Origin of the sequence: Palleronia pontilimi (genome assembly GCF_016412875.1) — a bacterium.
In the GTDB taxonomy this organism is placed as follows: Bacteria; Pseudomonadota; Alphaproteobacteria; order Rhodobacterales; family Rhodobacteraceae; genus Palleronia; species Palleronia pontilimi.
Genome location: NZ_JAEKPD010000007.1, coordinates 296948 through 321519 on the forward strand (window position 1 = coordinate 296948; position 24572 = coordinate 321519).

25 protein-coding genes are annotated in these 24572 nt (G+C 66.4%); 9 read left to right on the plus strand and 16 right to left on the minus strand.

The genetic code is table 11. The features are described from left to right. Positions 1–18 precede the first annotated feature (18 nt). From ILP92_RS08635 to ILP92_RS08650, 4 genes are all read right to left on the minus strand, one after another. Positions 19–966 (minus strand): calcium/sodium antiporter, encoded by a 948-nt coding sequence (locus ILP92_RS08635; protein WP_198915975.1) that lies wholly within the window; start codon positions 964–966, stop codon positions 19–21. 252 nt (positions 967–1218) lie between these two features. Beyond that, entirely contained in the window at positions 1219–2703 is a 1485-nt protein-coding gene (glpK, locus tag ILP92_RS08640; RefSeq protein WP_198915976.1) for a glycerol kinase GlpK, read from the minus strand. Between the two features lie 89 nt (positions 2704–2792). After that, positions 2793–4412: a glycerol-3-phosphate dehydrogenase gene (gene glpD, locus ILP92_RS08645; RefSeq protein ID WP_198915977.1), complete on the minus strand. Its 1620-nt coding sequence runs from the start codon at positions 4410–4412 to the stop codon at positions 2793–2795. Between the two features lie 98 nt (positions 4413–4510). After that, positions 4511–5662, minus strand: a complete 1152-nt coding sequence (locus ILP92_RS08650; RefSeq protein ID WP_198915978.1) for an FAD-binding domain-containing protein — start codon at positions 5660–5662, stop codon at positions 4511–4513. A 139-nt stretch (positions 5663–5801) separates the two neighbouring features. On the opposite strand from ILP92_RS08650, the gene ILP92_RS08655 reads away from it, so the two are divergent. The 3 genes from ILP92_RS08655 to clpX all read left to right on the plus strand — a co-directional run bounded on the left by ILP92_RS08655 (position 5802) and on the right by clpX (position 9116). Next, positions 5802–6923, plus strand: a complete 1122-nt coding sequence (locus ILP92_RS08655) for an iron-containing alcohol dehydrogenase (RefSeq protein ID WP_198915979.1) — start codon at positions 5802–5804, stop codon at positions 6921–6923. Between the two features lie 144 nt (positions 6924–7067). Further along, entirely contained in the window at positions 7068–7697 is a 630-nt protein-coding gene (locus ILP92_RS08660) for an ATP-dependent Clp protease proteolytic subunit (RefSeq protein ID WP_198915980.1), read from the plus strand. A 165-nt stretch (positions 7698–7862) separates the two neighbouring features. After that, positions 7863–9116 carry an ATP-dependent Clp protease ATP-binding subunit ClpX gene (gene clpX, locus ILP92_RS08665; RefSeq protein WP_198915981.1) on the plus strand — a complete coding sequence of 418 codons (1254 nt, stop codon included), beginning with the start codon at positions 7863–7865 and terminating at the stop codon, positions 9114–9116. Between the two features lie 79 nt (positions 9117–9195). On the opposite strand, the gene ILP92_RS08670 is transcribed toward clpX, so the two are convergent. Continuing rightward, positions 9196–9627, minus strand: a complete 432-nt coding sequence (locus ILP92_RS08670) for a hypothetical protein (protein WP_198915982.1) — start codon at positions 9625–9627, stop codon at positions 9196–9198. Here ILP92_RS08670 and ILP92_RS08675 point away from each other — a divergent pair. The 3 genes from ILP92_RS08675 to ILP92_RS08685 are packed head-to-tail and all read left to right on the plus strand — an operon-like array spanning position 9617 to position 10810. Then, complete coding sequence (locus tag ILP92_RS08675) at positions 9617–10003, plus strand: RidA family protein (protein WP_198915983.1); 387 nt, start codon at positions 9617–9619, stop codon at positions 10001–10003. The two genes, ILP92_RS08670 and ILP92_RS08675, sit on opposite strands and share 11 nt — an antisense overlap. Before the next feature lie 43 nt (positions 10004–10046). Next, positions 10047–10430 carry an NADH:ubiquinone oxidoreductase subunit NDUFA12 gene (locus tag ILP92_RS08680; RefSeq protein ID WP_198915984.1) on the plus strand — a complete coding sequence of 128 codons (384 nt, stop codon included), beginning with the start codon at positions 10047–10049 and terminating at the stop codon, positions 10428–10430. Then, a complete protein-coding gene (locus tag ILP92_RS08685; RefSeq protein ID WP_198915985.1) occupies positions 10427–10810 on the plus strand; it encodes a DUF2155 domain-containing protein in 384 nt (127 codons plus the stop codon). The genes ILP92_RS08680 and ILP92_RS08685 overlap by 4 nt, the downstream gene beginning before the upstream one ends. Here ILP92_RS08685 and aat read toward each other — a convergent pair. The 4 genes from aat to ILP92_RS08705 form a co-directional block, all read right to left on the minus strand. Next, positions 10777–11427 (minus strand): leucyl/phenylalanyl-tRNA--protein transferase, encoded by a 651-nt coding sequence (gene aat / locus ILP92_RS08690; RefSeq protein WP_198916025.1) that lies wholly within the window; start codon positions 11425–11427, stop codon positions 10777–10779. The two genes, ILP92_RS08685 and aat, sit on opposite strands and share 34 nt — an antisense overlap. Further along, a complete protein-coding gene (gene accC / locus ILP92_RS08695) occupies positions 11424–12770 on the minus strand; it encodes an acetyl-CoA carboxylase biotin carboxylase subunit (protein WP_198915986.1) in 1347 nt (448 codons plus the stop codon). The genes aat and accC overlap by 4 nt, the downstream gene beginning before the upstream one ends. A gap of 8 nt (positions 12771–12778) precedes the next feature. Next, complete coding sequence (gene accB / locus ILP92_RS08700; RefSeq protein WP_198915987.1) at positions 12779–13273, minus strand: acetyl-CoA carboxylase biotin carboxyl carrier protein; 495 nt, start codon at positions 13271–13273, stop codon at positions 12779–12781. A gap of 120 nt (positions 13274–13393) precedes the next feature. Continuing rightward, a complete protein-coding gene (locus ILP92_RS08705; RefSeq protein ID WP_198915988.1) occupies positions 13394–13675 on the minus strand; it encodes a hypothetical protein in 282 nt (93 codons plus the stop codon). A gap of 187 nt (positions 13676–13862) precedes the next feature. Between ILP92_RS08705 and ILP92_RS08710 the strand changes: the two genes are divergently transcribed. Together ILP92_RS08710 and ILP92_RS08715 are read left to right on the plus strand one after the other, a co-directional pair. Next, positions 13863–14120 carry a hypothetical protein gene (locus tag ILP92_RS08710; RefSeq protein ID WP_198915989.1) on the plus strand — a complete coding sequence of 86 codons (258 nt, stop codon included), beginning with the start codon at positions 13863–13865 and terminating at the stop codon, positions 14118–14120. Next, the gene (locus ILP92_RS08715) at positions 14101–14928 is read left to right on the plus strand and encodes an urea carboxylase-associated family protein (RefSeq protein WP_198915990.1); all 828 of its coding nucleotides are present in this window, start codon (positions 14101–14103) and stop codon (positions 14926–14928) included. The genes ILP92_RS08710 and ILP92_RS08715 overlap by 20 nt, the downstream gene beginning before the upstream one ends. A 3-nt stretch (positions 14929–14931) precedes the next feature. Here ILP92_RS08715 and ILP92_RS08720 read toward each other — a convergent pair whose 3' ends face one another. The 7 genes from ILP92_RS08720 to ILP92_RS08750 all read right to left on the minus strand — a co-directional run bounded on the left by ILP92_RS08720 (position 14932) and on the right by ILP92_RS08750 (position 22971). Continuing rightward, positions 14932–15276: a hypothetical protein gene (locus ILP92_RS08720; RefSeq protein WP_198915991.1), complete on the minus strand. Its 345-nt coding sequence runs from the start codon at positions 15274–15276 to the stop codon at positions 14932–14934. A 218-nt stretch (positions 15277–15494) separates the two neighbouring features. Beyond that, the gene (acs, locus tag ILP92_RS08725; RefSeq protein ID WP_198915992.1) at positions 15495–17450 is read right to left on the minus strand and encodes an acetate--CoA ligase; all 1956 of its coding nucleotides are present in this window, start codon (positions 17448–17450) and stop codon (positions 15495–15497) included. Between the two features lie 93 nt (positions 17451–17543). After that, positions 17544–18293, minus strand: a complete 750-nt coding sequence (locus tag ILP92_RS08730; protein WP_198915993.1) for an ABC transporter ATP-binding protein — start codon at positions 18291–18293, stop codon at positions 17544–17546. Between the two features lie 99 nt (positions 18294–18392). Next, positions 18393–19151, minus strand: coding sequence for an ABC transporter ATP-binding protein (locus ILP92_RS08735; protein WP_198915994.1), 759 nt, complete (start codon positions 19149–19151; stop codon positions 18393–18395). 12 nt (positions 19152–19163) lie between these two features. After that, the gene (locus ILP92_RS08740) at positions 19164–20372 is read right to left on the minus strand and encodes a branched-chain amino acid ABC transporter permease (RefSeq protein WP_198916026.1); all 1209 of its coding nucleotides are present in this window, start codon (positions 20370–20372) and stop codon (positions 19164–19166) included. Between the two features lie 78 nt (positions 20373–20450). After that, positions 20451–21491, minus strand: coding sequence for a branched-chain amino acid ABC transporter permease (locus ILP92_RS08745; protein ID WP_198915995.1), 1041 nt, complete (start codon positions 21489–21491; stop codon positions 20451–20453). Positions 21492–21588: 97 nt separating this feature from the next. After that, complete coding sequence (locus tag ILP92_RS08750; RefSeq protein WP_198915996.1) at positions 21589–22971, minus strand: substrate-binding protein; 1383 nt, start codon at positions 22969–22971, stop codon at positions 21589–21591. Positions 22972–23205: 234 nt separating this feature from the next. Here ILP92_RS08750 and ILP92_RS08755 point away from each other — a divergent pair, with 234 nt between their 5' ends. Further along, positions 23206–24519 carry a helix-turn-helix transcriptional regulator gene (locus tag ILP92_RS08755; protein ID WP_198915997.1) on the plus strand — a complete coding sequence of 438 codons (1314 nt, stop codon included), beginning with the start codon at positions 23206–23208 and terminating at the stop codon, positions 24517–24519. The last annotated feature ends 53 nt before the right edge of the window (positions 24520–24572 follow it).

The window sequence follows — 24572 nt, forward strand, 5'->3', positions numbered from 1 at the left end:
TGCCGTTTTCCTTGCGGGTCAGACCGCGCCCTGCACCAGGAATGCCAGGTAGCCTGCGTAGCCCGCCAGCAGCAGCGCGCCTTCGCCGCGGGTGATCTTCCAGCCCGTCACGGCGACCCAGCCCAGCGCCACGGTCACGGCCAGCATCACCCAGACATCGAAGGCGGCGATGCTGTCGGGCATGGCGATGGGCTTGACCAGCGCCGTCGTGCCCAGGATGCCGAGCAGGTTGTAGATGTTCGATCCGACCACGTTGCCGAAGGCCAGGTCGCCCTGGCGGCGCAACGCGGCCATGATCGACGTCACCAGCTCGGGCAACGACGTGCCCACGGCGACGATGGTCAGCCCGATGATCGCGTCCGACACGCCCCAGCGTTCGGCCAGCGCCACGGCCGCGCCCACCAGGAGCGACGCCCCCCAGACGGTCAGCGCGATGCCACCCACGGCCAGCACGATCGACAGCAGGACGCCCGGCTGGGCGGGCTCGTCGCCCATGTTGGGCAGGGGGGCGGCTGTTTCGGTCCGGGTCCGCTCGCCCAGATAGGCCAGCGTGATATAGGCGATCAGCCCGCCGATCAGCGCCAGCCCGACGGGGCGTGACAGCGTGCCCAGCTGGCTCAGGATCACGACGGCGATGGTCGCGGCGATCAGCGCCAGCCCGTCGCGCCGGAAGGCGGCGGGCGACACGATGACGGGAAGAAGCACGGCAGACACGCCGAGGATCAGCAGGATATTGGCGATGTTCGAGCCGACCACGTTGCCGACGGCGATGCCCGGCGAGCCCGCCAACGCGGCCTGGATCGACGTGACGAGCTCGGGCGTCGAGGTGCCGAAACCCACGACGGTCAGGCCGATCAGCAAGGGCGAGACGCCGAAGCGGGCCGCCAGTGCCACGGCGCCGCGCACCAGCAGCTCGCCGCCCGCGACCAGGAAAACCAGGCCGATGCCCAGTGCAAGAAATGTCATGATGAAGCCATCCGAAACGCCGGTCGCATGGTGAAGGCGGCCCCGACATCACGGGTGACCGGCCACCCGCCAGAGGGGCCCGGGGCCCGTGACTGATCGCCTACATCGGGTGCGCCGAGGGCTGGCACAAGGGGGCCGGCGAAAGATATCGGCGCGGGTGCGAGGGGGGGAGGGCGCCGGGGCGCTGCCCCGGACCCCGAGGTGTTTCGGGAAAGATGAAGCCGCGAGGCCGCGCGCCGGTGGCGCCTCCGCTCAGACCCCCATGGTCGCCTGCACGGCGCGCTGCCAGCGATCGTATTTCGACGCGCGGGTGCGGTCGTCCATGTCGGGATGGAAGGTCTTGTCGATGCGCCACCTGTCGGCGAAGCCGTCCATGTCGGGGTAGAGCCCCGCGCGCGATCCGGCCAGCCAGGCGACCCCCAGAGCCGTGGTTTCCAGCACCTTCGGCCGGTCCACCTTGGCGCCGATGATGTCGCTGAGGAACTGCATGGCCCAGTCCGACGCACTCATGCCGCCGTCCACGCGCAGGGTCTGCGCCTCGCCTTCGGACCAGTCGGCCTGCATCGCTTCCAGCAGGTCACGGGTCTGGTAGCCCACCGATTCCAGCGCCGCCTTGGCGAATTCCGCGGGGCCGGAATTGCGCGTGAGCCCGAAGATCGCGCCGCGGCAATCGGCGTTCCAATAAGGCGCGCCGAGGCCGGTGAAGGCGGGGACCAGCACCACGTCCTGGTTTTCGTCGGCTTTCTCGGCCAGCGGCTGCGTTTCTTTCGCTTCGCGGATGATCTTCAGCCCGTCGCGCAGCCATTGGACCACGGCGCCCGCGATGAAGATCGAGCCTTCCAGGCAATAGGTGGGCGTGCCGTCGAACTGGTAGGCGATCGTCGTCAGCAGCCGGTTTTCCGACGCTACCGCCGTGTCGCCAGTGTTGAGCAAAGCGAAACAGCCGGTGCCGTAGGTGGATTTCAGCATTCCGGGCCGGAAGCACGCCTGGCCGATGGCGGCGGCCTGCTGATCGCCCGCCACGCCCAGGATGGGGATCTCCCGCCCGAAAAGGTCGGGCCGGGTCATGCCGAAATCCGACGCGCAGTCGCGCACTTCGGGCAGCATTTCCAGTGGAATGTCCAGAAGCTCGGCGATGGTGGTGGACCAGCGCCCCTTGTGGATGTCGTAAAGCAGGGTGCGGCAGGCATTGGTGGCGTCGGTGACGTGGGACGCGCCGCCGGTTAGCTTCCAGATCAGGAAGGTGTCGACGGTGCCGAACAGAAGCTCGCCGTTGCGGGCCCGGTCGCGCGCACCGTCCACGTTGTCGAGGATCCATTTCAGCTTGGTGCCCGAGAAATAGGGGTCGAGCAGCAGGCCCGTCTTGGCGGTCACCATGCTTTCGTGGCCGTCCGATTTCAGCTGCTGGCAGATCTCGGAGGTGCGGCGGTCCTGCCAGACGATGGCCTTGTGGATGGCGCGCCCGGTGTCCTTTTCCCAGACCACGACGGTTTCGCGCTGGTTGGTGATGCCGATGGCGTCGATGGCGTCGGCCCCGATCCCGGCCTTTTCGATCACGCCGCGGCAGGTGGCGGCCGTGGTGGTCCACAGATCCGAGGCGTCGTGTTCGACCCAACCGCTGGCGGGGAAATGTTGCTCGAATTCCTCCTGCGCGGTGGCGGTCACCTGCATGTCGGCGTCGAACAGGATCGCGCGGGTCGAAGTGGTGCCTTGGTCGATGGCCAGGATGTGGGTCATGGGATCCTCGTGTCTGGTGTCGTGGGACAACGTGGCGCGGGGCGTCCGCGGGGGCAAGCCCCGCGCGGGGGACGGGGCCGCCCGGCGGATCAGGCGGCCTGCCGGCCCGCCCGCGCGTCGCGCATCCAGTCGTCCAGCGCGGCGATCTCGTCGTCGCTCATCCGCAGGCCCAGCTTGGTGCGGCGCCAGACCACGTCTTCGGCGGTGCGGGCGTATTCGTGCTCCATGAGCCAGCGCACTTCGGCTTCCGTCAGGGTGCCGCCGAACGCGCGGCCCAGGCCGTCCATCGACGTGGCATCGCCGCAGACCAGCTTGGCCTCGGTCCCGTAGGCGCGGATCAGGCGCGCGGCGTGGTAGTCGCCCAGGAAGGGATAGGCCTTTTTCAGATCTGCGGTCAGCTTGGCCACGCCGTCCACCGGAAAATCGCCGCCGGGCAGGGGGATGCCCGCGGTCCAGTCGCCGGGCAGGTTGGCGTAGAAGGGCTTGAGCTTCGCAATCGCCTGTTCGGCCAGCTTGCGATAGGTCGTGATCTTGCCGCCGAAGACGTTCAGAAGCGGCGGCTCGGAACCGCGACCGCCATCGGTGGCGGGGCCCGCGTCCAGCGACAGAACGTAGTCGCGGGTGGCTGCCGTGGCCGACTTGGCCCCGTCATCGTAGAGTGGGCGCACGCCGGAATAGGTCCAGACGATGTCGTCGCGGGTCACCGGCTTCTCGAAGTAGTTCGACGCGAAGTCGCACAGGTACTGCGCCTCTTCGGGGGTGCATTCGGGCTTCACGCTGGGATCGTGGCCGTGGTCCTTGTCGGTGGTGCCGATCAGGGTGAAATCCGTCTCGTAGGGGATGGCGAAGATGATGCGCCCGTCTTCGCCCTGGAAGAAATAGCACTTGCCGTGATCGTAGAGCTTCCTGGTGACGATATGCGACCCGCGCACCAGCCGGACCCCTTCGGACGAGTTCATGCGCACCGTGTTCTTCACCACGTTTTCGACCCATGGCCCGCCCGCATTCACCAAACCGCGGGCGCGGACCGTTTCCTGCGCGCCGGTCTCGATGTCTTCCAGCGTGATCTCCCACAGCCCGTCGCGCCGCTCGGCCGACAGGACCTTGGTGCGGGTCATGATGCGCGCGCCGCGTTCTTCGGCGTCGCGGGCGTTGAGCGTGACCAGGCGCGAATCCTCGACCCAGCAATCGCTGTACTCATAGGCCTTCTTGAATCGGTCGCTGATCGGCTTGCCCTCGGGCGCGGTTGTCAGGTCCAGCGTCTTGGTGCCCGGCAGGTATTTGCGCCCGCCCAGGTTGTCGTACATGAACAATCCCAGCCGGATCAGCCAGGCGGGGCGGCGGCCCTTCATCCAGGGCATCACCGTGTTCAGCAGCTTCGAGGTGGGCGTGTCGCCCTCGAACCGCATGTCGGGCGAATAGGGCAGCACGAAGCGCATGGGCCAGCTGATATGGGGCATGGCTTCCAGCAGCGTTTCACGCTCGACCAGCGCCTTTTTCACCAGTCCCACCTCGAAGAATTCCAGGTAGCGCAGGCCGCCGTGGAAGAGCTTGGTGGATTTCGACGACGTGGCGCCCGCCAGGTCGCCCATCTCGGCCAGTGCGACGCTCAGGCCGCGGCCCTGGGCGTCGCGGGCGATGCCGGTGCCGTTGATGCCGCCGCCGATGACGAACAGGTCGTGGATCTTGGTCTCTTGGGTCTCGGCCATGGTCGGTCCCCCTGTCTGATGACTGCGTTCTGACAGACAATAGACCGATTGGCCGCAAGATGCAGGGGGAGAGTGTGGATTTGCCGCGCGCGCCGCGCTCAGACCAGGTCCAGCAGGTCGGGAATGCGCTTCTTCAGCTTGAAGAACCCCGCCGTCGCGTGGGGCCAGGCGGCCTGGTTGTAGGCGTGGTGCACGAACCGGATCGGCAGATCGGTGGCCCGCAGCAGATCCCGCGCGGGGCCGGTGGGCACGTAGGGGACGACGATCTGCTGTAGCTCGTGGCGTTGCGCCCAGCGGGTCAGGGATTCGGCGTCGTCCAGCCGCTCGGCGTCCAGGTCCAGCCGTGTTTCGGTGTCGGCCAGCGCCCGATCGGTGAAGTCCAGCACGTGCGGCGCGACCTTCAGGGGCGAGCGTCCCGCCGCGCCGCTGAGCGTCGCGCTGGCCGCGAAGGCCATGTCCGGAAGGTCCGGCGTCAGGTCTTCCTCGGTCAGCAGCAGACCGCTGCGCAGATCGGGATCGACCTTCTGCGGCGGGGGCAGGTCGCGCGGCTCGGGCAAGGGAGGACCGTCCAGCGGGGCGGGATCTTCGTTCAGCTCGCCCTTGGGGTCGAATTGCCCGCCCGAGAAGCGCCTGATGTTGTCGGCGCGCGCCACGTAGTGCTTTCCGCGCGTGTGCAGCCCCGCCACCCAGCGCCACGAGCACGTGTTGGAGGCCGGATCGCCGTCGAGCAACTGGCGCAGGAAGAAATCCGCCCCAAGCTGCCACGGCAGGCGCAGGGTGAAGATCCAGATCGACGCGAACCACATGCGTGCGTGGTTGTGCAGCCAGCCGGTGTCGGTCAGCTGCCCCGCCCAATGGTCGAAACAATCGATACCGGTCGCACCCGCGCAGGCCTGCTCCCACCCCTTGCGCAGGCCGCTTTCGGTGGCCAGCCTGTTGCGGGCGGCGTCGACCCCGGTCCGGTAATCGTCCCAGATCTCCGGGCGCAGTTCGAGCCACCCCTTGAAATAGCTGCGCCACACGACTTCCTGGATGAACTTTTCGGCCGAGTCGGACCCGTGCACGTCCAGCACCGCGCGCAGGACCTCGGGCTCGGACACCAGACGGTGGCGCAGCCAGGGCGACAGTTGCGACACGCCGTCGGGACGGTCGAAATTGCGGCGCTGGGCATAGGATGCACCGGCATCGGGCAGGAAGGCGTGCAGCCGCTCGAGCCCGGCGGCGCGGGTGGGGATGAAGTCCTGGGTCATGGGGGGGCAAGCTAGCCCGAAGGTCGCGTCGGGCGAGGCGGTCTGGCTTGGGCTTCGTGACGTGGGTCTCCCGCGACGGATGAAGCGGCCGGGCGGCGCGCTATGTGATGGCCCCAGCGCAAAACAGGCCGGAGATCCCATGAACATTTTCACATTCCGCACGGCATCCCAGATCCAGTTCGGTCGCGGCATCGCCCGCGACAGTGCGGCGTCCATCGCGACGCTGGGCAAACGGGTCCTGCTGGTGGGCGGCGGCACGCCCGCGCGGTCCGACTGGCTGGCCGACGCGCTTGACGCCAGGGGCTGCACGGTGGCGCGTTTTTCGGTCTCAGGCGAGCCGGACGTAGCCATGGTGCAGGCGGGCGTCGAGGCCGCGCGCTCTGCGGGTGCGCAGGTGGTGGTCAGCCTTGGCGGCGGCGCGGTCATCGACGCGGGCAAGGCCATCGCCGCGCTGGTCCCGGCGACGCGCGACCTGATGGATCACCTTGAAGTCGTGGGCAAGGGCCTGCCGCTTGAAGCGGCGCCGCTGCCCTTCGTCGCGCTGCCGACGACGGCAGGCACCGGGGCCGAGGTCACGAAAAACGCGGTGATCGGTGTGCCCGATGCCGGGCGCAAGGTCAGCCTGCGCGACGACCGGATGCTTGCCGACATGGCGATCGTCGATCCGGCCCTGACGGATGGCTGCCCGAAATCCGTGACCCTGGCCAGCGGGCTGGACGCGGTGACGCAGGTCATCGAGCCCTATCTCAGCACCAAGGCCAACCCGCTGACCGACGCGCTGTGCCGCGCGGCGATTCCCATGGGACTTCAAGCCCTGGTCCGGCTGATGGAGGGTGAGAACCCCGACGCCCGCGATGCGCTGGCCTATGTCAGCCTTTCGGGGGGCCTCGCGCTGGCCAATGCTGGTCTGGGTGCGGTCCACGGCCTTGCCGGGCCCATCGGCGGTGTCAGCCCCGCGCCCCACGGTGCCGTCTGCGGCGCGCTGCTGCCCCATATCCTGCGCGCCAATTCCGCCCGGCTGGACGGGGACATGGCCGCTCGCATGGCCGAGGTGCAGGGCTGGATCGACACCGCGCTGGACGGCCAGGACCTGGCCGACTGGTCCCGCGCGCAAGGATTGCCGACGCTTGGCGACATGGGACTGGACGCCGGGCAATTCGACTCGGTGGCGCAGGCGGCGGCGGAATCGTCGTCGATGAAGGGCAATCCCGTGGCGCTGGACCGCGCGACGCTGGTCGAGGTCTTGCGGGCGGCCGCCTGACGCCGCGGCAGCGCCGCGATCCGCAGGCCGGTGCGCGGCCCCGCGGTAAAAACCTCGTGCCCTTGCGGCGGCTGGGACGCGATACTAAGACTCAGTCAACCAGAACGGCGTACTCCCAACCATAAGCATCCCGAGGCAGTTTTTATGCACGACCCCTATGAGCATTACATGAACCTGGTCCCCATGGTGGTCGAACAGACCAGCCGGGGCGAGCGGGCCTACGACATCTTCTCGCGCCTGCTGAAAGAGCGCATCATCTTCCTGTCCGGCCCGGTCCATGACGGCATGTCGTCGCTGATCGTGGCACAGCTGCTGCACCTGGAAGCCGAGAACCCGAAAAAGGAAATCTCGATGTATATCAACAGCCCCGGTGGCGTCGTCACCAGCGGTCTGTCGATCTACGACACCATGCAATACATCAAGCCGCCGGTCAGTACGCTGGTGGTAGGCCAGGCCGCGTCCATGGGATCGCTCCTGCTGACCGCGGGCGAGTCCGGGATGCGCTTCTCGCTGCCCAACAGCCGGGTGATGGTCCACCAGCCGTCGGGCGGCTACCAGGGCCAGGCCACGGACATCATGATTCACGCGCAGGAGACGCAGAAGCTGAAGGACCGGCTGAACCAGATCTACGTCAAGCATACCGGCCAGCCGCTGAAGAAGGTCGTCGATGCGCTGGAGCGGGACAACTTCATGTCGGCCGAAGACGCCAAGGACTGGGGCCTGATCGACGAGATCGTCGAAAACCGCCCCAAGGATGAAGATCCGTCGTCCTGATCGCGGCCCGGCCCCGGTGCTTCCCGCGCGCCGGGGTTTTTGCGATTGCGGGTCAAAACCCGGTGCCTTAGGCTTGGGGCAGAGGGTAGTACGAGGCGCGGACCACGCGAAAACGCGGATCCGCCGACACCAGTAACGGGTCTTCCGGACCCGGAGGAACCGACGATGGCGACGAATTCAGGCGAAAGCAAGAACACGCTTTACTGCAGTTTCTGCGGTAAATCCCAGCACGAGGTGCGCAAGCTCATTGCGGGGCCCACGGTGTTCATCTGCGATGAATGCGTCGAGCTTTGCATGGACATCATCCGCGAAGAGACCAAGTCGGCGGGTCTGAAATCGTCGGACGGTGTGCCCACGCCCAAGGAAATCTGCGACGTGCTGGACGATTACGTGATCGGCCAGATGCACGCCAAGCGCGTGCTGTCGGTGGCCGTGCACAATCACTACAAGCGCCTGAACCACGCGGGCAAATCCGATATCGAGCTGGCGAAATCCAACATCCTGCTGATCGGCCCCACCGGCTGCGGCAAGACGCTTCTGGCGCAGACGCTGGCGCGCATCTTGGACGTGCCCTTCACCATGGCCGACGCCACGACCCTGACCGAAGCGGGCTATGTGGGCGAGGATGTGGAGAACATCATCCTCAAGCTGCTCCAGGCGTCCGAGTACAACGTCGAGCGCGCCCAGCGCGGCATCGTCTATATCGACGAGGTCGACAAGATCACCCGGAAGTCCGACAACCCGTCGATCACCCGCGACGTGTCGGGCGAGGGCGTGCAGCAGGCGCTTCTGAAGATCATGGAAGGCACGGTGGCTAGCGTTCCGCCCCAGGGCGGTCGCAAGCATCCGCAGCAGGAATTCCTGCAGGTGGACACGACCAACATCCTGTTCATCTGCGGCGGTGCCTTCGCGGGGCTTGAAAAGATCATCTCGGCCCGCGGCAAAGGCAGTGCCATCGGCTTCGGCGCCGACGTGAAGGATGCCGAATCCCGCGGCGTGGGCGAAATGTTCGGCGAGCTCGAGCCCGAGGATCTGCTGAAATTCGGCCTGATCCCCGAATTTGTCGGCCGTCTGCCCGTGATCGCCACGCTGGAGGATCTGGACGAGGACGCGCTGGTCACGATCCTGACCAAGCCGAAGAACGCCCTGGTCAAGCAGTATCAGCGCCTGTTCGAGCTGGAGGACACGCAGCTCAGCTTCACCGAGGATGCGCTGACGGCCATCGCCAAGCGCGCGATCGAACGCAAGACCGGCGCGCGCGGCCTGCGCTCGATCATGGAAGACATCTTGCTGGACACCATGTTCGACCTACCCGGGCAGGAAAGCGTGGAAGAGGTCGTGGTGAACGAAGAGGCCGTCAATTCGGACGCGTCGCCGCTGATGATCCACTCGGAAGGGAAGGAAACCGCGTCGGCCTGACGACGCGGCCTGCTGTGCATCCTTGACGCCGCGGCTTTGTCCGCGGCGTTCGACCGTCAGCGCAGGTATTCCAAACTTTTCAGCGGGTTTCCCCATCTCCGGGCATCGCGTCGATCCTCTGGAGGGTGTCGGCGCGCTTCCGGTCGCTTTCGGTGCCGCGGATCGTCGCAAGCGGCCCGGTCACCAAGATCCGCTCGGCCCGCTGGCGCTCGGCGATTTGCTTCACCAGGTCGATCGACAGCGCCAACAGCGACAGCGGGCGCGGTTCGGGATCATAGCTCACCTGCAGGATCTTCGAGCGGTCGAAGGACTTGATGTCCGCAAGGTCGAACACGCCGGTCGCGCCGCCAGCGCTGAACGCCGTCATCGCCAGGGCCAGGGCGCAAGTGCACAGCATCAGTCTAATGAGGCGCATGGGCAGATTCCCTTTCTTGGCCCTTCCGTTCGGCCGAAGGATCGGGAAAGCTTCCGGCGAAATTATGACGAAAGGGTTAAGGACGATGGAGCGCATCGGAACGGGCACACCTTTCGAAGCACAGATCGGCTACGCCCGTGCCGTGGTCTGCGACGGATGGGTCTTCGTGTCGGGCACCACCGGCTATGACTACGCCACGATGCGGATGCCGCCCGGCATCGAGGATCAGTGCCGCAACGCGCTTGCGACCATCGAAGGCGCGCTGGCGCGGGTCGGGGCCGGGCTGCACGACGTGGTGCGCGTGCGCTACATTCTGCCCGATCCGGCCGATTGGCCCGCCTGCTGGCCCCTGACGCGCGCGGCCTTTGGCGACGCGCCGCCCGCGGCCACGATGATCTCGGCCGGGCTGCAAGCGCCTGAGATGCGGATCGAGATCGAGGTGACGGCGCGCTTGCCCACTGGACGCCCATGACCCTTTGCGCCATATGTCAGGCACCCCCTACCGGAGCCCGACCATGAGCATTCTGAGCAAGATCCTGAGCGCCGTGACCTGGTGGAACGGGGGCACTTTGAACACGCGGCTCTGGTCTTGGCGCAAAGGTACGCGCGTCGGCGAAGACGATCAGGGCAACGTGTTCTACCAGACCGCCGACGGCAGCCGTCGCTGGGTCATGTATAACGGCCTGGTCGAAGGCAGCCGCGTCAGCCCCGAATGGCACGGCTGGCTGCACCACACCTGGGACGAGCCGCCGACCGAGCGGCCCTTGCCGAAAAAGGCGTGGGAAAAGCCGCATCTGCCCAACCTGACCGGCACGCCCGCCGCCTATGCGCCCGCGGGCTCGATCCGGCGCGAAGAGCCCAAGCCCCGCGCCGATTACGAGGCGTGGAGCCCCGAATGATCCGCCCGCTGGCCGCCCTTTTGTTGGCGCTGGCCCCGGGCATCGCGCAGGCGCAGTTCCGCGATACCTCGGTCACGCAGGTGCCGACCGACCGCGCGGGCGGCGTCGTTCTGCGCGGGCTCGACCGGACCACGGGCGATGTGCGCGACATGGAGCTGCGCCAGGGCGAAACGCAGGCCCTGGGAAACCTGCAGGTCACGCTGGGCGAATGCCGCTATCCGCAGAACAACCCGTCGGGCAACGCGTTCGCCTATCTCGTGATCCGGGAAGCGGGCGTCGAGCAACCGGCCTTCACCGGCTGGATGATCGCGGCGTCGCCCGCCCTGAGCGCGCTGGAACACCGCCGCTACGACGTCTGGGTCATGCGCTGCAATAGCTGATCGGGCGTGGGCACCGGCGCCTGCGGGGTGAAGCGCGCCCGCTGCACCAGCGCCTCGGCCAGGCGCGCCCGGTAGGTGGCGCGCGGGATCTCGACGGCCCCCAGCGTTGCCAGGTGGTTCGTCAGGAACTGGGTGTCGAACAGTTGAAATCCGTCCTGGCGCAGCCGGTCGACCAGGTAGGCCAGCGCGATCTTCGACGCATCGCGGCGGCGTGAGAACATGGATTCCCCGAAGAAGGCCGCGCCAAGGACCACGCCGTAAACGCCGCCCGCCAGGATGTCGCCGTCCCAGACCTCGATCGAATGGGCCACGCCCGCGGCGTGCAGGTCGCGATAGAGACCGGCGATCGTGTCGTTGATCCAGGTTTCGTCCCGGTCCGCGCAGCCCGCGACGACGCCCGCGAAATCGCGGTCGAAGCTGACGGTGAAAGGCTGCGCCCGGATCCGGCGGCGCAGCGATCGCGAGATCCGAAAGGCGTCCAGCGGCAGCACCCCGCGCTGGCGCGGATCGACCCAGAAGATATCGTCCGCCCCGCGTCCTTCGGCCATGGGAAAGACGCCTTGCGCGTATGCCTGCACCAGTAGCTCGGGCGTGATGCGCGGGCTGGCGCCCCCTATTGGAGGTTCGTTTCCAGCCAATGTTCCAGCCAGTGGATCGTGTAATCGCCACTCTGGATCGCGGGCTCCTGCAGCAGCGCGTGGAACAGCGGCACCGTGGTGTCGACGCCGTCGATGATCAATTCGCCCAGCGCGCGCTCGAGCCGCGCGAGCGCTTCGGGGCGGTCGCGGCCGTGCACGATCAGTTTGCCGATCAGCGAATCGTAGTAGGGCGGGATCGTGTAGCCGTCGTAAAGGGCGCTATCCATGCGCACGCCCAGACCGCCGGGCGCATGGTATTGCGAGATCCTGCCGGGCGACGGGTTGAATTTGGGCAGCTTTTCCGCGTTCAGACGCACCTCGATCGCGTGGCCGTTCAGCGCAAGCGTGTCCTGATCGAACTCCATCGGCAGGCCCGCCGCCACGCGGATCTGCTCGCGCACCAGGTCGATGCCGAAGATGGCTTCGGTGACGGGATGTTCGACCTGCAGGCGGGTGTTCATCTCGATGAAGAAGAATTCGCCGTTCTCGTACAGGAATTCGATCGTTCCGGCGCCGGAATACTTCATCTCGGCCACCGCATCGGCGCAGGTCTTGCCGATCTCGGCGCGCTGTTCGGCGCTGATGGAGGGCCCGGGGGCTTCTTCCAGCACCTTCTGGTGGCGGCGCTGCAGCGAGCAGTCCCGCTCGCCCAGGTGCACCGCGCGGCCCTTGCCGTCGCCGAAGACCTGGATCTCGATATGGCGCGGGGTGCCCAGGTATTTCTCGATGTAGACCTCGTCGTTGCCGAAGGCCGCCTTGGCTTCCGAGCGCGCGGTCTGCCACGCGCTTTCCAGGTCGTCCGCGGTCCGGGCAAGTTTCATGCCGCGTCCGCCACCCCCGGCCGTGGCCTTGATGATGACCGGAAAACCCATGTCGCCCGCCAGCGCGCGCGCGGTCTCGAGATCGGGCACGCCGCCCTCGGATCCGGGGACGCAGGGCACGCCCAGCTTCTTCATCGTCTCCTTGGCGGTGATCTTGTCGCCCATCATGCGGATATGTTCGGCCGAGGGGCCGATGAAGGTGATCTCGTGATCCTCGACGATCTGCACGAAATTGGCGTTTTCGGACAGAAAACCATAGCCCGGGTGGATCGCCTGTGCGCCGGTCACCTCGCAGGCCGAGATGATGTTGGGAAAGCTGAGATAACTTTTGCCCGCGGCGGGGGGGCCGATACAGACGGATTCGTCGGCCATTCTGACATGCATCGCGTCGGCGTCGGCGGTCGAATGGACGGCGACGGTGCCGATGCCCATCTCGCGCGCGGCGCGGATCACGCGAAGGGCGATTTCGCCGCGATTGGCGATCAGGATCTTGTCGAACATGATCGCCCCTATTCGATGACCATGAGGGGCGCGCCGAATTCCACGGGCGCGCCGTCCTCGACCAGGATCCGCTTGACCGTGCCCGCGCGCGGCGCGGGGATCTGGTTCATCGTCTTCATGGCCTCGACGATCAGAAGCGTCTGGCCTTCCTTCACCTTGTCGCCCACAGACACGAAGTCCGGCGCGCCCGGCTCGGGCGCCATGTAGACGGTTCCGACCATGGGGGACGTCACGGCACCGGGCTGGGAGGCGGGATCGGACCTTTCGGCGGGCGCGCCTTCGTCCTGCGCCGCCGGGGGTGCGGCGGGCGCGGCTTGCGCCTGCGGTGCGGGGGCATAAGCCGGGGCGGGGGCGACAAACTGGCCACGGCTGACACGCACATCCAGGCTGTCATCCTCGCCGTATTCGCGCTTCACGCGCAACTCGGTCAGATCGTTCTCACGCAGAAGCTCGGCCAGTGCCTTGATGAAGGTCACGTCGGATTTGTGCGGGGTTTCGGTCATGCCATCGGATTCCCATCTGCCGTTCCCTTTCGCGGGAAACTGTTGTCCTTGCTCTATAAGCTAGGCGGCAACAGGTGGAAAGCGACTTGGCCGAATCGGACCGGCGCTGTGGTTTCCGGCTCAGAGCACCCGGTTCATGGTGCCGCGCAGCACTTGCGTCGCGGGGTATGTCTGCGCGCCGTCGGCGGCCTGGCTTTCCTGCGGCCCGACCACGCGCTGCCTGGCCTGCAATTGCTCCAGCGTCGTCATCGCGAAGGTGGGTCGCGGACCGGACGGACCGTCGGGATCCTGTTTCACGCTGGAAATCACCGCATCGTTGCGCCTGGCAAGGGCGGCGGCATGGCCCGCCGGGCTCATCCGCAGGGTGGCGATCTCCTTCGGGAAGCTCAAAGCATCGATCATGGGGGCACCTCGGTTCCTTTTTCCTGACACGATTTGCATCCGTCCAATTTGCGCCCCGAATCGTAACAGAACCTTAATGACACACTGGAATTTCGGCGGCATTTGAGCGAAGAGGTCCGCTTGACTGCCAAGGCGGCTCTGATAGCGTCGCGCGGGTTCGAAAACCACAATTCCGGGGGATGCACGGGTGAAGACGCTTCTGATGATCGCGCTGGTGACCGCCGCGCCCGCCACGTGCAGCCTGAGCGACGACGCGCCAGGAACGGTGCGCAACGTGTCGCCCGCAGCCTTGGCGGCCCTGCCGCGCGGCATTGATCCGGGCTTCCTGATCAAGGACGAGAACGGCTGCTACGGGATCGCGCTTGAAGCCACGGAAACGCCCAGCGGACCGCCGCTTCTGAACGCCGCGGGCCAGCAGGTCTGTGATGGCGACGCCGCCGCCTGACGCGGATGCCCGCCGGGCCGTGAAGCCCGTCATCTGCTATCCCGCCGACAGCTTACCGCCCGCCAGGGGCGCGGTGCCGCTTGCCGACGCGCCCCACACCCAGGTCCAGGTGCCGCCGCGGGACGCGCGCAGCATCACCGTCTCGGCGGGCCATGTCCTGCGCATCCTGTGCCCCGATGGCCCGCAAGTGGGCGATCTGAACCTGTTCGCAGCCGACAACCTGGACGAGCGGTTCTATAGCGGCAAGACCCGCGCGCTGCACGGCAGCCACGTGGGGGTCGGCGATCGGCTCTGGTCGGGCTTTCCCTACCTGCGGCCCATGGCCACCATCGTTGCCGACAGCCTACACTGGTACGGCGTGGACGCGTTCGGCGGGCGCGTCCATGACGTGATCGGCACCCGCTGCGACCCCTACACCGCGCATCTGCTGAGTGGCCAGACCTACCACCAGTGCTGCCATTCCAACCTGACGCGCGCGCTGGCCGATCATGCCGGGCTGGACCTGCGCCAAGCCGAGCGCCATGTCCACGACGTGCTGAACGTGTTCATGTGCACCGGCTTCGACCGCGCCACGGGGCAGTATTTCATGAAGTCCACGCCCGCGCGGGCCGGAGATCACCTGGACCTGCTGGCCGAGATCGACCTGCTGGCCGTTCTGAGCGCCTGTCCGGGCGGCGATTGCGGGTCCGAGCATTCGTCGGATGCCGCCATATGCCATCCGCTCAGGATGGAGGTGTTCGCGCCGCGCGATCCGGTGACGCACGAGGCGCCGCGCCCGAACGGCTATGACCGCAGCCATGGGCGCTGAGCGTTAGCCGGGGTTGCCGCGGGCCTTCGCGTCGGCGTCGAGCCCGTCCCACCAATCGGCGTAGCTGGAATTCCACGGCGCCTTGCGCGTCTCGTCGGGGGCGTCGTCGTCCCACCAGACCGGGCCGCGTTCGCCCAGGCGGTGCTTGGCGGCATCGACCCGGTCCCGCGCGTCGCGGGTCGCCGCTTCGGTCTCGGCCAGGCCCACATCGCGGCGCGCCTGCATCAGCGCCTTGACCGCCGCGCGGCGTTCGCTGTCCTCCAAGCGCGGGTCGGTCTTGCGCCAAAGTCTGCCCTTCGACACGAAATAGCGCCCGTCGGGGGTCTCGGGATAGTCCTTGCGCGCCACGCGTTCCTCCTGCGGCCAGGATCATCCTCGATGATCTTCCTGAAACTGTCCCAGATAGTCTCGCCACCCGGTTCGTCACCCGGGTCTAGGGGGCCGACTGGCGCGGGCCGTTGCCCGTGTTCCACAAGATCGCAAGCCGGCTGGCCCCCGAAACGCGAAAGGGCCCGGCGCAACCGCCGGGCCCCCGATCTGCCTTATCTCTGACCGTCTGGCGTCGGCTACTTGTTCAGCCGGTTCGCGATCAGATCGTCGACCACTTCGGGCTCGGCCAGGGTGGACGTGTCGCCCAGCTGTTCGTGCTCGTTCGCGGCGACCTTGCGCAGGATGCGGCGCATGATCTTGCCGGACCGGGTCTTCGGCAGCCCCGGCGCCCACTGGATGAAATCGGGCTTGGCGATGGGGCCGATTTCCGTGCGCACATGGGTCTGAAGCTCTTTCTTCAGCTCCTCCGACGGCTCATGGCCATCCATCAGCGACACGTAGCAATAGATCGCTTGGCCCTTCACCTCGTGGGGGACGCCGACCACGGCCGCTTCGTTGACGGCCGGGTGCGAGACCAGCGCGCTTTCGATCTCGGCGGTGCCCATGCGGTGGCCCGACACGTTCAGCACGTCGTCGACCCGGCCGGTGATCCAGTAATAGCCGTCCTCGTCCCGCATGCAGCCGTCTTCGGTGAAGTAATAGCCTTTGTACTGCTGGAAATAGGTGTTCATGAAGCGCTCATGGTCGCCATAGACGGTGCGCATCTGCGACGGCCAGCTGTCGGCGATGGCCAGGACGCCTTCGACACCGGGGCCTTCCAGAACGCTGCCCGATTCCGCGTCCAGCACGACCGGCTGCACGCCGAAGAAGGGCTGCGTGGCCGAGCCGGGCTTGGTGGCCGTGGCACCGGGCAGGGGGGTCAGCATGTGGCCGCCGGTTTCGGTCTGCCACCAGGTGTCGACGATGGGACAGCGGCCCTTGCCCACGACCTGGTCGTACCAGTTCCAGGCCTCGGGGTTGATGGGCTCGCCCACCGTGCCCAGCACCTTCAGCGACGACAGGTCGTATTTCTCGACGGGGCCGTTGCCCTTGCCCATCAGCGCGCGGATGGCGGTGGGCGCGGTGTAGAACTGGGCGACCTTGTGATCCTGGCAGATCTTCCAGAAACGTCCCGCATCCGGATAGGTGGGCACGCCTTCGAACATCACTGTGGTGGCGCCATTAGCCAGCGGGCCGTAGACGATATAGCTGTGGCCGGTGACCCAGCCCACATCCGCGGTGCACCAGTAGACGTCGCCGTCGTGGTAGTCGAACGTGTATTCGTGGGTCATCGAGGTATAGACCAGGTAACCGCCCTGGGTGTGCACGACACCCTTCGGCTGGCCGGTCGAGCCGCTGGTATAAAGGATGAACAGCGGATCCTCGGCGCCCATTTCCTCGGGCGGGCAATCGTCGCTCACGCCGTCTTCCAGCTCGTGCAGCCAGTGGTCGCGCCCGTCGGTCCACGAGATGTCGTTGCCGGCGCGCTTGACGACCAGCAGCTTGGCGTCGTGCTCGATCTTCTCGAACGCCTTGTCGGCGTTGTCCTTCAGCGACGTGACCTTGCCGCCGCGCGGCCCGCCATCGGCGGTGATGACCACCTTCGCTTCCGAGCCGTTCACCCGGCTGGCCAGCGCGTCGGGCGAGAAGCCCGCGAACACGACCGAATGGATGGCACCGATCCGCGCGCAGGCGAGCATCGCATAGGCCGCCTGTGGGATCATCGGCAGGTAGATCACCACGCGGTCACCGCGGCCCACGCCCATGCCCTTCAGGACGTTGGCGAACTTGTTCACGTGGCTCGACAGCTGGTTGTAGCTGATATGCTGGTCGCTGCCGTCGTCCTCGTCGGGCACCCAGATGATCGCAGTCTGGTCGCCGCGGTCCTTCAGGTGGCGGTCGATGCAGTTGGCGGCGACGTTCAGCGTGCCGTCCTCGAACCACTTGATGTCGACCTGGCCATAGGTGAAGTCGGTGTTCTTCACCTTGGTGTAGGGCTTGATCCAGTCGATGCGCTTGCCGTGCTCGCCCCAGAACCCGTCGGGATCCTCGATCGACGCCTTGTACATCTCCTCGTATTTCGCGGCGTCCACATGGGCGTGCTTCACGAAATCGGGGCTGGGCTCGTGCTTCTTGACGTCGGTCTCGGGCATACTGATCCTCCAATTGTCTGATTGTTGAACAATTAGTGTGCAGAAAGGGCCCGTCTAGGCCGCAAAAGGGGGCAACCGCGTCCGGACGCGCGCCTAGATCGCCAGGTATTCGGCGCGCAGCTTCTCGTCGTCGAGCACTTCCTGGGCCGAGCCGTCGAAGACGACCGAGCCTGTATCCAGGATCACCGCGCGGTCCGCGAGCTTCAGCGCGGCGACCGCGTTCTGCTCGACCAGGATGGTGGTGATGCCCTGATCGCGGATGATGTTCAGCGTCTTGGCGATTTCCTGGACGATCACGGGGGCGAGACCCTCGTAGGGCTCGTCCAGCAGCAGCACCTTGATGTCGCGGCAGAGCGCGCGGGCGATGGCCAACATCTGCTGCTCGCCGCCCGACAGGGTAATGCCTTCCTGGCGGCGGCGTTCCTCGAGCCGGGGAAAGAGCTCGTAGACCCGCTCGATCCCCCAGCCGATGGGCGGCGCGATCTGGGCGAGTTGCAGGTTTTCCTCGACCGTGAGGCCGGGGATGATGCGGCGGTCTTCGGGGACCAGCTGGATGCCCGCCGCCGCGGCCTCGTGGGCGCGCATATTGTGCAGCGGCTGGTGGTCGAGCCAGATCTCGCCCTTCTTCAGCGCCGGGTTGTCGAGCCGCGCGATGGTGCGCAGGGTCGATGTCTTGCCGGCCCCGTTTCGCCCCAGAAGGGCAAGGATCTCGCCCTCGTGGACGTTGAAGCTGACATCCTGGACGATGTAGCTTTCGCCGTAATAGCCTTCGATGTTGGACACGCTCAGGAAGGCGGGCGCGGTCGCGGCGTTGTTGGCGTTCTTGTTGAAGGGCGCGTTCATCGTCTCTTCTCCTGTCGCCGGATTTCTCGAGAAATCCGTATCGTTTTTCTTCAGAAAAACGGGACGATTTCCGTTCGGAAATCGCGCCCGCCCGTCGCGTCAGACCTCGGCTTCGCCCAGATAGGCCTCGCGCACCTTTGGATGGCCCTTGATGTTCTCGGGCACGTCCTCGACCAGGGGCGTCCCCTGCGCCAGCACGGTGATCTTGTCGGCTAGGCTGAAGACCACGTGCATGTCGTGCTCGATGATGCACATGGTGATGTCGCCCTTGGCCTTGATCGTCTTCAGAAGCTCGATCGTGTTGTTGGTATCGGCCCGCGCCATGCCGGCCGTGGGCTCGTCGAGCAGCAGCAGCTTGGGCTTCTGGCTCAGGCACATGGCCATTTCCAGCCGCCGCTTGTCGCCCCGCGACAGCGACGACGCAACCACGTCGCGCTTGTCGAGCATGTTGACCTCGTCCAGCATCGCCTCGGCCTGGGCGATGATGTCATGCTCGGAATCGCTGGATTCGTAGGCATGCATCCGGAACGACCCGTCGCGTTTGGCGAAGCACGGGATCATCACGTTCTCGAACACCGTCAGGTCGCCGAAGATCTCGGGCGTCTGGAACACCCGGCTGATGCCCATCTGGTTGATCTCGTGCGGCTTGCGGCCCAGCACCGAGTTGCCGTCGAACATAACCGAGCCCGTGTCCGGGATCAGCTTGCCAATCAGGCAGTTCAGAAGCGTCGACTTGCCCGCGCCGTTCGGCCCGATGATCGCGTGGCAGGTGTTTTCCTGCACGCTCAGGTTCACGTCGCCCAACGCCTGCAGACCGCCGAAGCGCTTGCCCACGTTCTTGACTTCAAGAATTCCCATGAGATCGGCTCCTCACTCGGGGTGTTGCTGTTGCTTGGCCGCGTCGCTCTCGACACTGGTCGCCTTGGTTTCCTTGCGCCGGAACACCGCGGCGATGCGTTGTCCGCCCTCGACCAGCCCGCCGGGCAGGAAGATCACGACCAGCATGAACAGAAGGCCCAGCGTCAGGTGCCAGCCCTTGCCGATGAAGGGATGAATGACAAAGACCAGCGCGTCCTCGATCCCGTCGGGCATGAAGGCGAACCACTGGTGCAGGATGCTGTCGTTGATCTTGGACACGATGTTTTCCATGTACTTGATCATGCCCGCACCGAGGACCGGCCCGATCAGCGTGCCCGCACCGCCCAGGATGGTCATGAGCACCACTTCGCCGCTCGCGGTCCAGAACATCCGCTCGGGGCCCACCTGGGTGTCCATGGCGACCATCAGGCCACCGGCCAGACCCGCATACATGCCCGAAATCACGAAGGCGGCCAGCGTGTAGGGGCGCGAATTCAGCCCGGTATAGTTCATCCGCTGCTGGTTCGACTTCACGGCCCTAAGCATCATCCCGAAGGGCGAGCGGAACAGCCGGATCGCGATGTAGAAGCTGAGTAGCATGAAGGCGGCGGCGATGTAGTAGCCCGCGTTGAAGGTGAACAGCCAGTTGCCCACCGACATCTCGTAGCTGGCGCGCATGTCGATGCCGAACAGGTTGGCGCGCCCGATCTCGGTGGCGCTCAGGTTCGACAGAAGCGGCGTGTCTGTCGATTTCAGCTGCAGCCCGGTCTCGCCGCCGGTGATCGGCGTCAGGACCGAATAGGCCAGCGCGTAGCTCATCTGCGCGAAGGCCAGCGTCAGGATCGAGAAGTAAATGCCCGAGCGGCGCAGCGACACGAAGCCCACCACCAGCGCGAAGAGGCCCGCGAAGACGACGCCCATGATGATCGCGGGGATCACGTTCAGGGTCAGCAGCTTCATCATCCAGATCGCGGCGTAGGAACCCACGCCCAGGAAGGCGGCGTGCCCGAAGGACAGGTACCCGGTCAGGCCGAACAGGATGTTGAAGCCGATGGCGAAGATCCCGAAGATGACGAAGCGCTGCATCAGGTCCGGGTAGCCGCCGTTGAACTGGGCCAGCCCGCTATTGGTGGGAAACGGGTTCAGGATGAAGGGCGCCAGCATGGTCAGCGCGGCGACGATCACGAACAGCAGCAGGTCGCGGCTGGTCAGCCCCAGCATCCGCGACCGGGTCTTTTTCGCACTGTCTGCGGTCTTGTAGGGGCGCGCGGTGGTGTCGGTTGTCTGGTCGGTCATGGTCTAGTCCTCCATCACGCCTTTGCGTCCCATCAGACCGCGCGGGCGGGTCAGAAGGATCACGATGGCGACAAGATAGATGATGATCTGGTTGATGCCGGGAATGACGTCGATGACCTCGGCCATCGAGGCGAAGCTTTCCAGGATGCCCAGCAGGAAGCCCGCCAGCACGGCGCCCGGCAGCGATCCCATGCCCCCCACCACGACCACGACGAAGCTGAGGACCAGGAAGTCCATGCCCATGTGGTAGTTGGGCGAGTTGATCGGCGCGTACATCACGCCCGCCAGTCCCGCGACGCAGGCGGCGATCGCGAACATGATGGTGAAGCGCTTGTCGATGTCGATGCCCAGCAGGCCCACGGTTTCGCGGTCGGCCATTCCGGCGCGCACCACCATCCCGAAGGTCGTGAATTGCAGGAAGCCGAAGACGGCCGCGATGATGCCCATGGCGAACACGAAATAGACCAGGCGCCAATAGGGATAGACGATGGTGTAGGGATCGAAGCCCATGAGGACGCCGAAATCGAGCGATCCGGTGAAGGCCTCGGGGGCCGGGGTGGGGATCGGGTTGGCGCCGAAGAAATACTTCACCACTTCCTGCAGCACGATGGCCAGGCCGAACGTGACCAGGATCTGGTCCGCGTGGGGGCGCTTGTAGAAATGCTTGATCAGGCCGCGCTCCATGATGATGCCGATCAGCATCATCACCGGGATCGCGAACAGGATGGCCAGCGGCACGGACCAGTCGACGATGGCACTGCCAACGGCTTCGCCGAACCAGTATTCGACGTAGGTGGTTTCCTTGGCACTGCCGAACGAGAAGCCGCCGACCGTGGCCGCGCTTGCGCTGTCGGCGGGCACGAAGCCCAGCGTCAGGATCTTCTGCAACGTCACGGCACAGAAGGCACCGATCATGAACAGGGCGCCATGGGCGAAGTTGACGACACCCAGTGTGCCGAAGATCAGCGTCAGGCCCAGCGCGATCAGCGCATAGGCGCTGCCCTTGTCGAGGCCGTTCAGGATTTGAAGAATGAAGGCGTCCATGGATCTCACCGCAGGTTAGGATGGACCGCTGCCCGGCCGACAGGCAGGCAATGGGAAGGAGCGGGCAAGGATTGCCCGCTCCGGGATCAGGTCTGGCTTACGCGCCCGGGTTGCAATCGCCCAGCGACGCGGCGTCGCCACCGAACTGCGGGTGGTTGGGCTCATAGGTCACCTGGTCGACCGGCGTAGCTTCGACGATTTCCACCAGGTCGAACTCGTTTTCCGGGTTCTCCTTGCCGCGCACGACGATGACGTCCTTGAAGCACTGGTGATCGGCCGCGCGATAGAGCGTGGGTCCGTTGCCCATGCCGTCGAACTCGAAGCCTTCCAAAGCCTCGACCACGGCGCAGGGGTTGAACGACCCGGCGCGGTTCACGGCATCCGCGTAAAGCAGCGTCTGCACGTAGCAGGTATGCGCCGCCTGGCTGGGCGGACGGCCGTATTTGTTGCCGAAGCTCTCGACGAAGGCGTTGGTGCCGACATAGCGCTCGCCCAGCTGGTTCTCGAGCTTCCAGTCCCAGTTCTGCGAGCCAAGGATCCCGGCGATGTTCTCGCCCGCACCCTGCGCCATCAGCTCGGAGTAAAGCGGCACGACGATTTCGAACTGCTTGCCGTTGGCTTCGGCTTCCCGCAGGCCGAACTGCACGGCGTTGGTCAGCGAGTTGACCATGTTGCCGCCGTAATGGTTCAGCACCAGCACGTCGGCGCCCGAGTTCAGGACCGGCGCGATGTACGACGAGAAGTCGGTCTGCGTCAGCGGCGTCTTGACCGAGTTCACGGTTTCCCAGCCCATGGCCTCGGTCGACTGGCGCATCGCCTCTTCGGTCGTGTAGCCCCAGTTGTAGTCGGCCGTCAGGTGGTACGCCTTGCGGTCGGCACCGTACTGGTCGATCAGGATCGGTGCGAGCGCGGCACCCGACATGTAGCTGTTGAAGAAGTGGCGGAAGCCGTTGGCCTTGCGATCGACGCCGGTCGTGTCGTTCGAATGCGTCAGGCCGGCCATGAAGATCACGCCCGCCTCCTGGCAGAGCGCCTGCACGGCCACGGCCACGCCCGAGGACGAGCCGCCGGTGATCATGATGGCGCCGTCCTTTTCGATCATCGAGCGGGCCGAGGCGCGCGCGGCGTCCGATTTGGTCTGGGTGTCGCCGGTGACGTATTCGACGCGCTTGCCGTTGATGCCGGTGCCGTCCAGAGTCTTGGACGAGAAGGTGTTCAGCATGCCGCCGTCGCCTTCACCGTTCAGGTGCTCGACGGCCAGCTCGTAGGCGCGCAGCTCGTCGGCGCCTTCGTCGGCATAGGGGCCCGACTGGGGCACGTTGAAGCCCAGCGTGACCGTGTCGCCCTGGGGCGCGTTGGTGAAGCCGGTATGCGCGGCGGCCCAGGCGGCGCCGGTGAAGATCGTCGGCGTAGCCAGCGCGATACCGCTGGCCGCACCGGTCTTCAGCAGACCGCGGCGGGTGAATTTGGATGACGTCATGTCTTTCCTCCCAAGAATTTTCTTCTGATCAGATGTCGCGCCGGGGCAGGGCCCGTATCGAATCTGCACCCTTTACAGGGCTGGAGCCGATCGTAGCTTGCCCTGAAAAAACCGCAATAAAGCATTGAGTTTGCGAAATTAATTTGTAAATATTTACACAATGCAAGCGCGGAAAATGTAAATTTCTTTACGCGCGATCGCAGAAAGACATTGAGAATCCGAGGTTTTCCAAGCATGCGCGGTATCGGTGGCGAAGGGGCGCGTATCCGCGCGCTGCGACTGCAAAAGGGGCTGGCCCAGGCCGGTCTGGCCCGCGACGCGGGAATATCGCCGTCCTATCTCAACCTGATCGAGCATGGCCGCCGTCCCATCGGTGGCAAGCTGCTGGGCGAACTGGCCCGCGCCCTGGACAGCGACCCGGCGGTCCTGTCGCAAGGGGCCGAGGCGGCGCAGATCGAAACCCTGCGCCGCGCCGCCGCTGCGTCCGGGACCGGAAGCGGTCCCGCGCCCGAACTGGACCGGATCGAAGCACTCGGGGCCGGGTTCCCTGGCTGGTCGGCGCTGATCCAGCGCCAGGCCGACCGGATCGCCACGCTCGAACGCGCGGTGGCCAGCCTGGGCGAGCGGCTCAGCCACGACCCGTTGCTGTCGGCGTCCGTGCACGACGTGCTGTCGGCGGTCACCGCGATCCGCTCGACCTCGGCCATCCTGGTGGAAGATCCCGCGCTGGGCGCCGAGTGGCAGGCGCGCTTCCACCGCAACCTGTTCGAAGATAGCCGCCGCCTGGCCGACAGCGCCCGCGCGCTGGCCCGCCAGCTCGAAGCGGGCGCCGATGCCGACCGGGGCGCGACCACGCCGCTCGACGAGATGGAGGCGTGGCTGCAGGCCCGCGCCTTCCACGTGGCCGAGCTCGAGAACGCCGCGGCCAGCGACGACACCGTGATCGGGTTGGCCGCGGATCTGCCCAGCGGTCCGGGCCGCACGCTGCTGACGGCCCACCTGCAGCAATACGCCGCCGATGCCCGCAGCCTGCCGCTGGATGCGCTGGCCCGGCAAGTCGCGCGCCACGGCGCCGATCCCTTCGCGCTGGCCGCGGCGATGGGGGTCGAGCCCGCGCCCGTCATGCGCCGCCTTGCCGCGGCGCCCGCCGACGTCGCGGGGGCCGAGATCGGACTGGTGCGCTGCGATGGTGCGGGCGCGCTGACCCTGCGCCGCGGGCTGCGCGGCTTCGGTCTGCCGCGGTTCGGGTCGGGCTGCGCGCTCTGGCCGCTTTACGAAGCGCTCTGGTCGCGCCGTCCGCTCATGCGGCGCCTGCAGCAGGCCGATGCCGCGCGGCCCGTGCGCGCCTTCGCGGTATCCGAGACGCGCTTTCCCGGCGGCCCGAACGCCCCCGGCATCGTCACCGCCACCATGCTGCTGGTGCCCCACGGCAGTTCCGCCGACGCCGCCGCCCCGGCGCTGCCGGTGGGCCAGACCTGCCGGATCTGCGCCCGCACGTCCTGTCCCGCGCGCACCGAGCCGTCGATCCTGCCCGACGCGCCGCTCTGAGCCGGGCGCGCGCTTTTGACAGGCGCCGACCGCCCCGCCATAGTCGGAATGGG

Coding starts and splice junctions, on each gene's coding strand:
- ILP92_RS08635 (WP_198915975.1), bottom strand. CDS start 966: ATGACATTTCTTGCACTGGGCATCGGCCTGGTTTTCCTGGTCGCGGGC.
- glpK (WP_198915976.1), bottom strand. CDS start 2,703: ATGACCCACATCCTGGCCATCGACCAAGGCACCACTTCGACCCGCGCG.
- glpD (WP_198915977.1), bottom strand. CDS start 4,412: ATGGCCGAGACCCAAGAGACCAAGATCCACGACCTGTTCGTCATCGGC.
- ILP92_RS08650 (WP_198915978.1), bottom strand. CDS start 5,662: ATGACCCAGGACTTCATCCCCACCCGCGCCGCCGGGCTCGAGCGGCTG.
- ILP92_RS08655 (WP_198915979.1), top strand. CDS start 5,802: ATGAACATTTTCACATTCCGCACGGCATCCCAGATCCAGTTCGGTCGC.
- ILP92_RS08660 (WP_198915980.1), top strand. CDS start 7,068: ATGCACGACCCCTATGAGCATTACATGAACCTGGTCCCCATGGTGGTC.
- clpX (WP_198915981.1), top strand. CDS start 7,863: ATGGCGACGAATTCAGGCGAAAGCAAGAACACGCTTTACTGCAGTTTC.
- ILP92_RS08675 (WP_198915983.1), top strand. CDS start 9,617: ATGGAGCGCATCGGAACGGGCACACCTTTCGAAGCACAGATCGGCTAC.
- ILP92_RS08670 (WP_198915982.1), bottom strand. CDS start 9,627: ATGCGCTCCATCGTCCTTAACCCTTTCGTCATAATTTCGCCGGAAGCT.
- ILP92_RS08680 (WP_198915984.1), top strand. CDS start 10,047: ATGAGCATTCTGAGCAAGATCCTGAGCGCCGTGACCTGGTGGAACGGG.
- ILP92_RS08685 (WP_198915985.1), top strand. CDS start 10,427: ATGATCCGCCCGCTGGCCGCCCTTTTGTTGGCGCTGGCCCCGGGCATC.
- accC (WP_198915986.1), bottom strand. CDS start 12,770: ATGTTCGACAAGATCCTGATCGCCAATCGCGGCGAAATCGCCCTTCGC.
- accB (WP_198915987.1), bottom strand. CDS start 13,273: ATGACCGAAACCCCGCACAAATCCGACGTGACCTTCATCAAGGCACTG.
- ILP92_RS08705 (WP_198915988.1), bottom strand. CDS start 13,675: ATGATCGATGCTTTGAGCTTCCCGAAGGAGATCGCCACCCTGCGGATG.
- ILP92_RS08715 (WP_198915990.1), top strand. CDS start 14,101: ATGGCGACGCCGCCGCCTGACGCGGATGCCCGCCGGGCCGTGAAGCCC.
- acs (WP_198915992.1), bottom strand. CDS start 17,450: ATGCCCGAGACCGACGTCAAGAAGCACGAGCCCAGCCCCGATTTCGTG.
- ILP92_RS08730 (WP_198915993.1), bottom strand. CDS start 18,293: ATGAACGCGCCCTTCAACAAGAACGCCAACAACGCCGCGACCGCGCCC.
- ILP92_RS08735 (WP_198915994.1), bottom strand. CDS start 19,151: ATGGGAATTCTTGAAGTCAAGAACGTGGGCAAGCGCTTCGGCGGTCTG.
- ILP92_RS08740 (WP_198916026.1), bottom strand. CDS start 20,372: ATGCTGGGGCTGACCAGCCGCGACCTGCTGCTGTTCGTGATCGTCGCC.
- ILP92_RS08745 (WP_198915995.1), bottom strand. CDS start 21,491: ATGGACGCCTTCATTCTTCAAATCCTGAACGGCCTCGACAAGGGCAGC.
- ILP92_RS08750 (WP_198915996.1), bottom strand. CDS start 22,971: ATGACGTCATCCAAATTCACCCGCCGCGGTCTGCTGAAGACCGGTGCG.
- ILP92_RS08755 (WP_198915997.1), top strand. CDS start 23,206: ATGCGCGGTATCGGTGGCGAAGGGGCGCGTATCCGCGCGCTGCGACTG.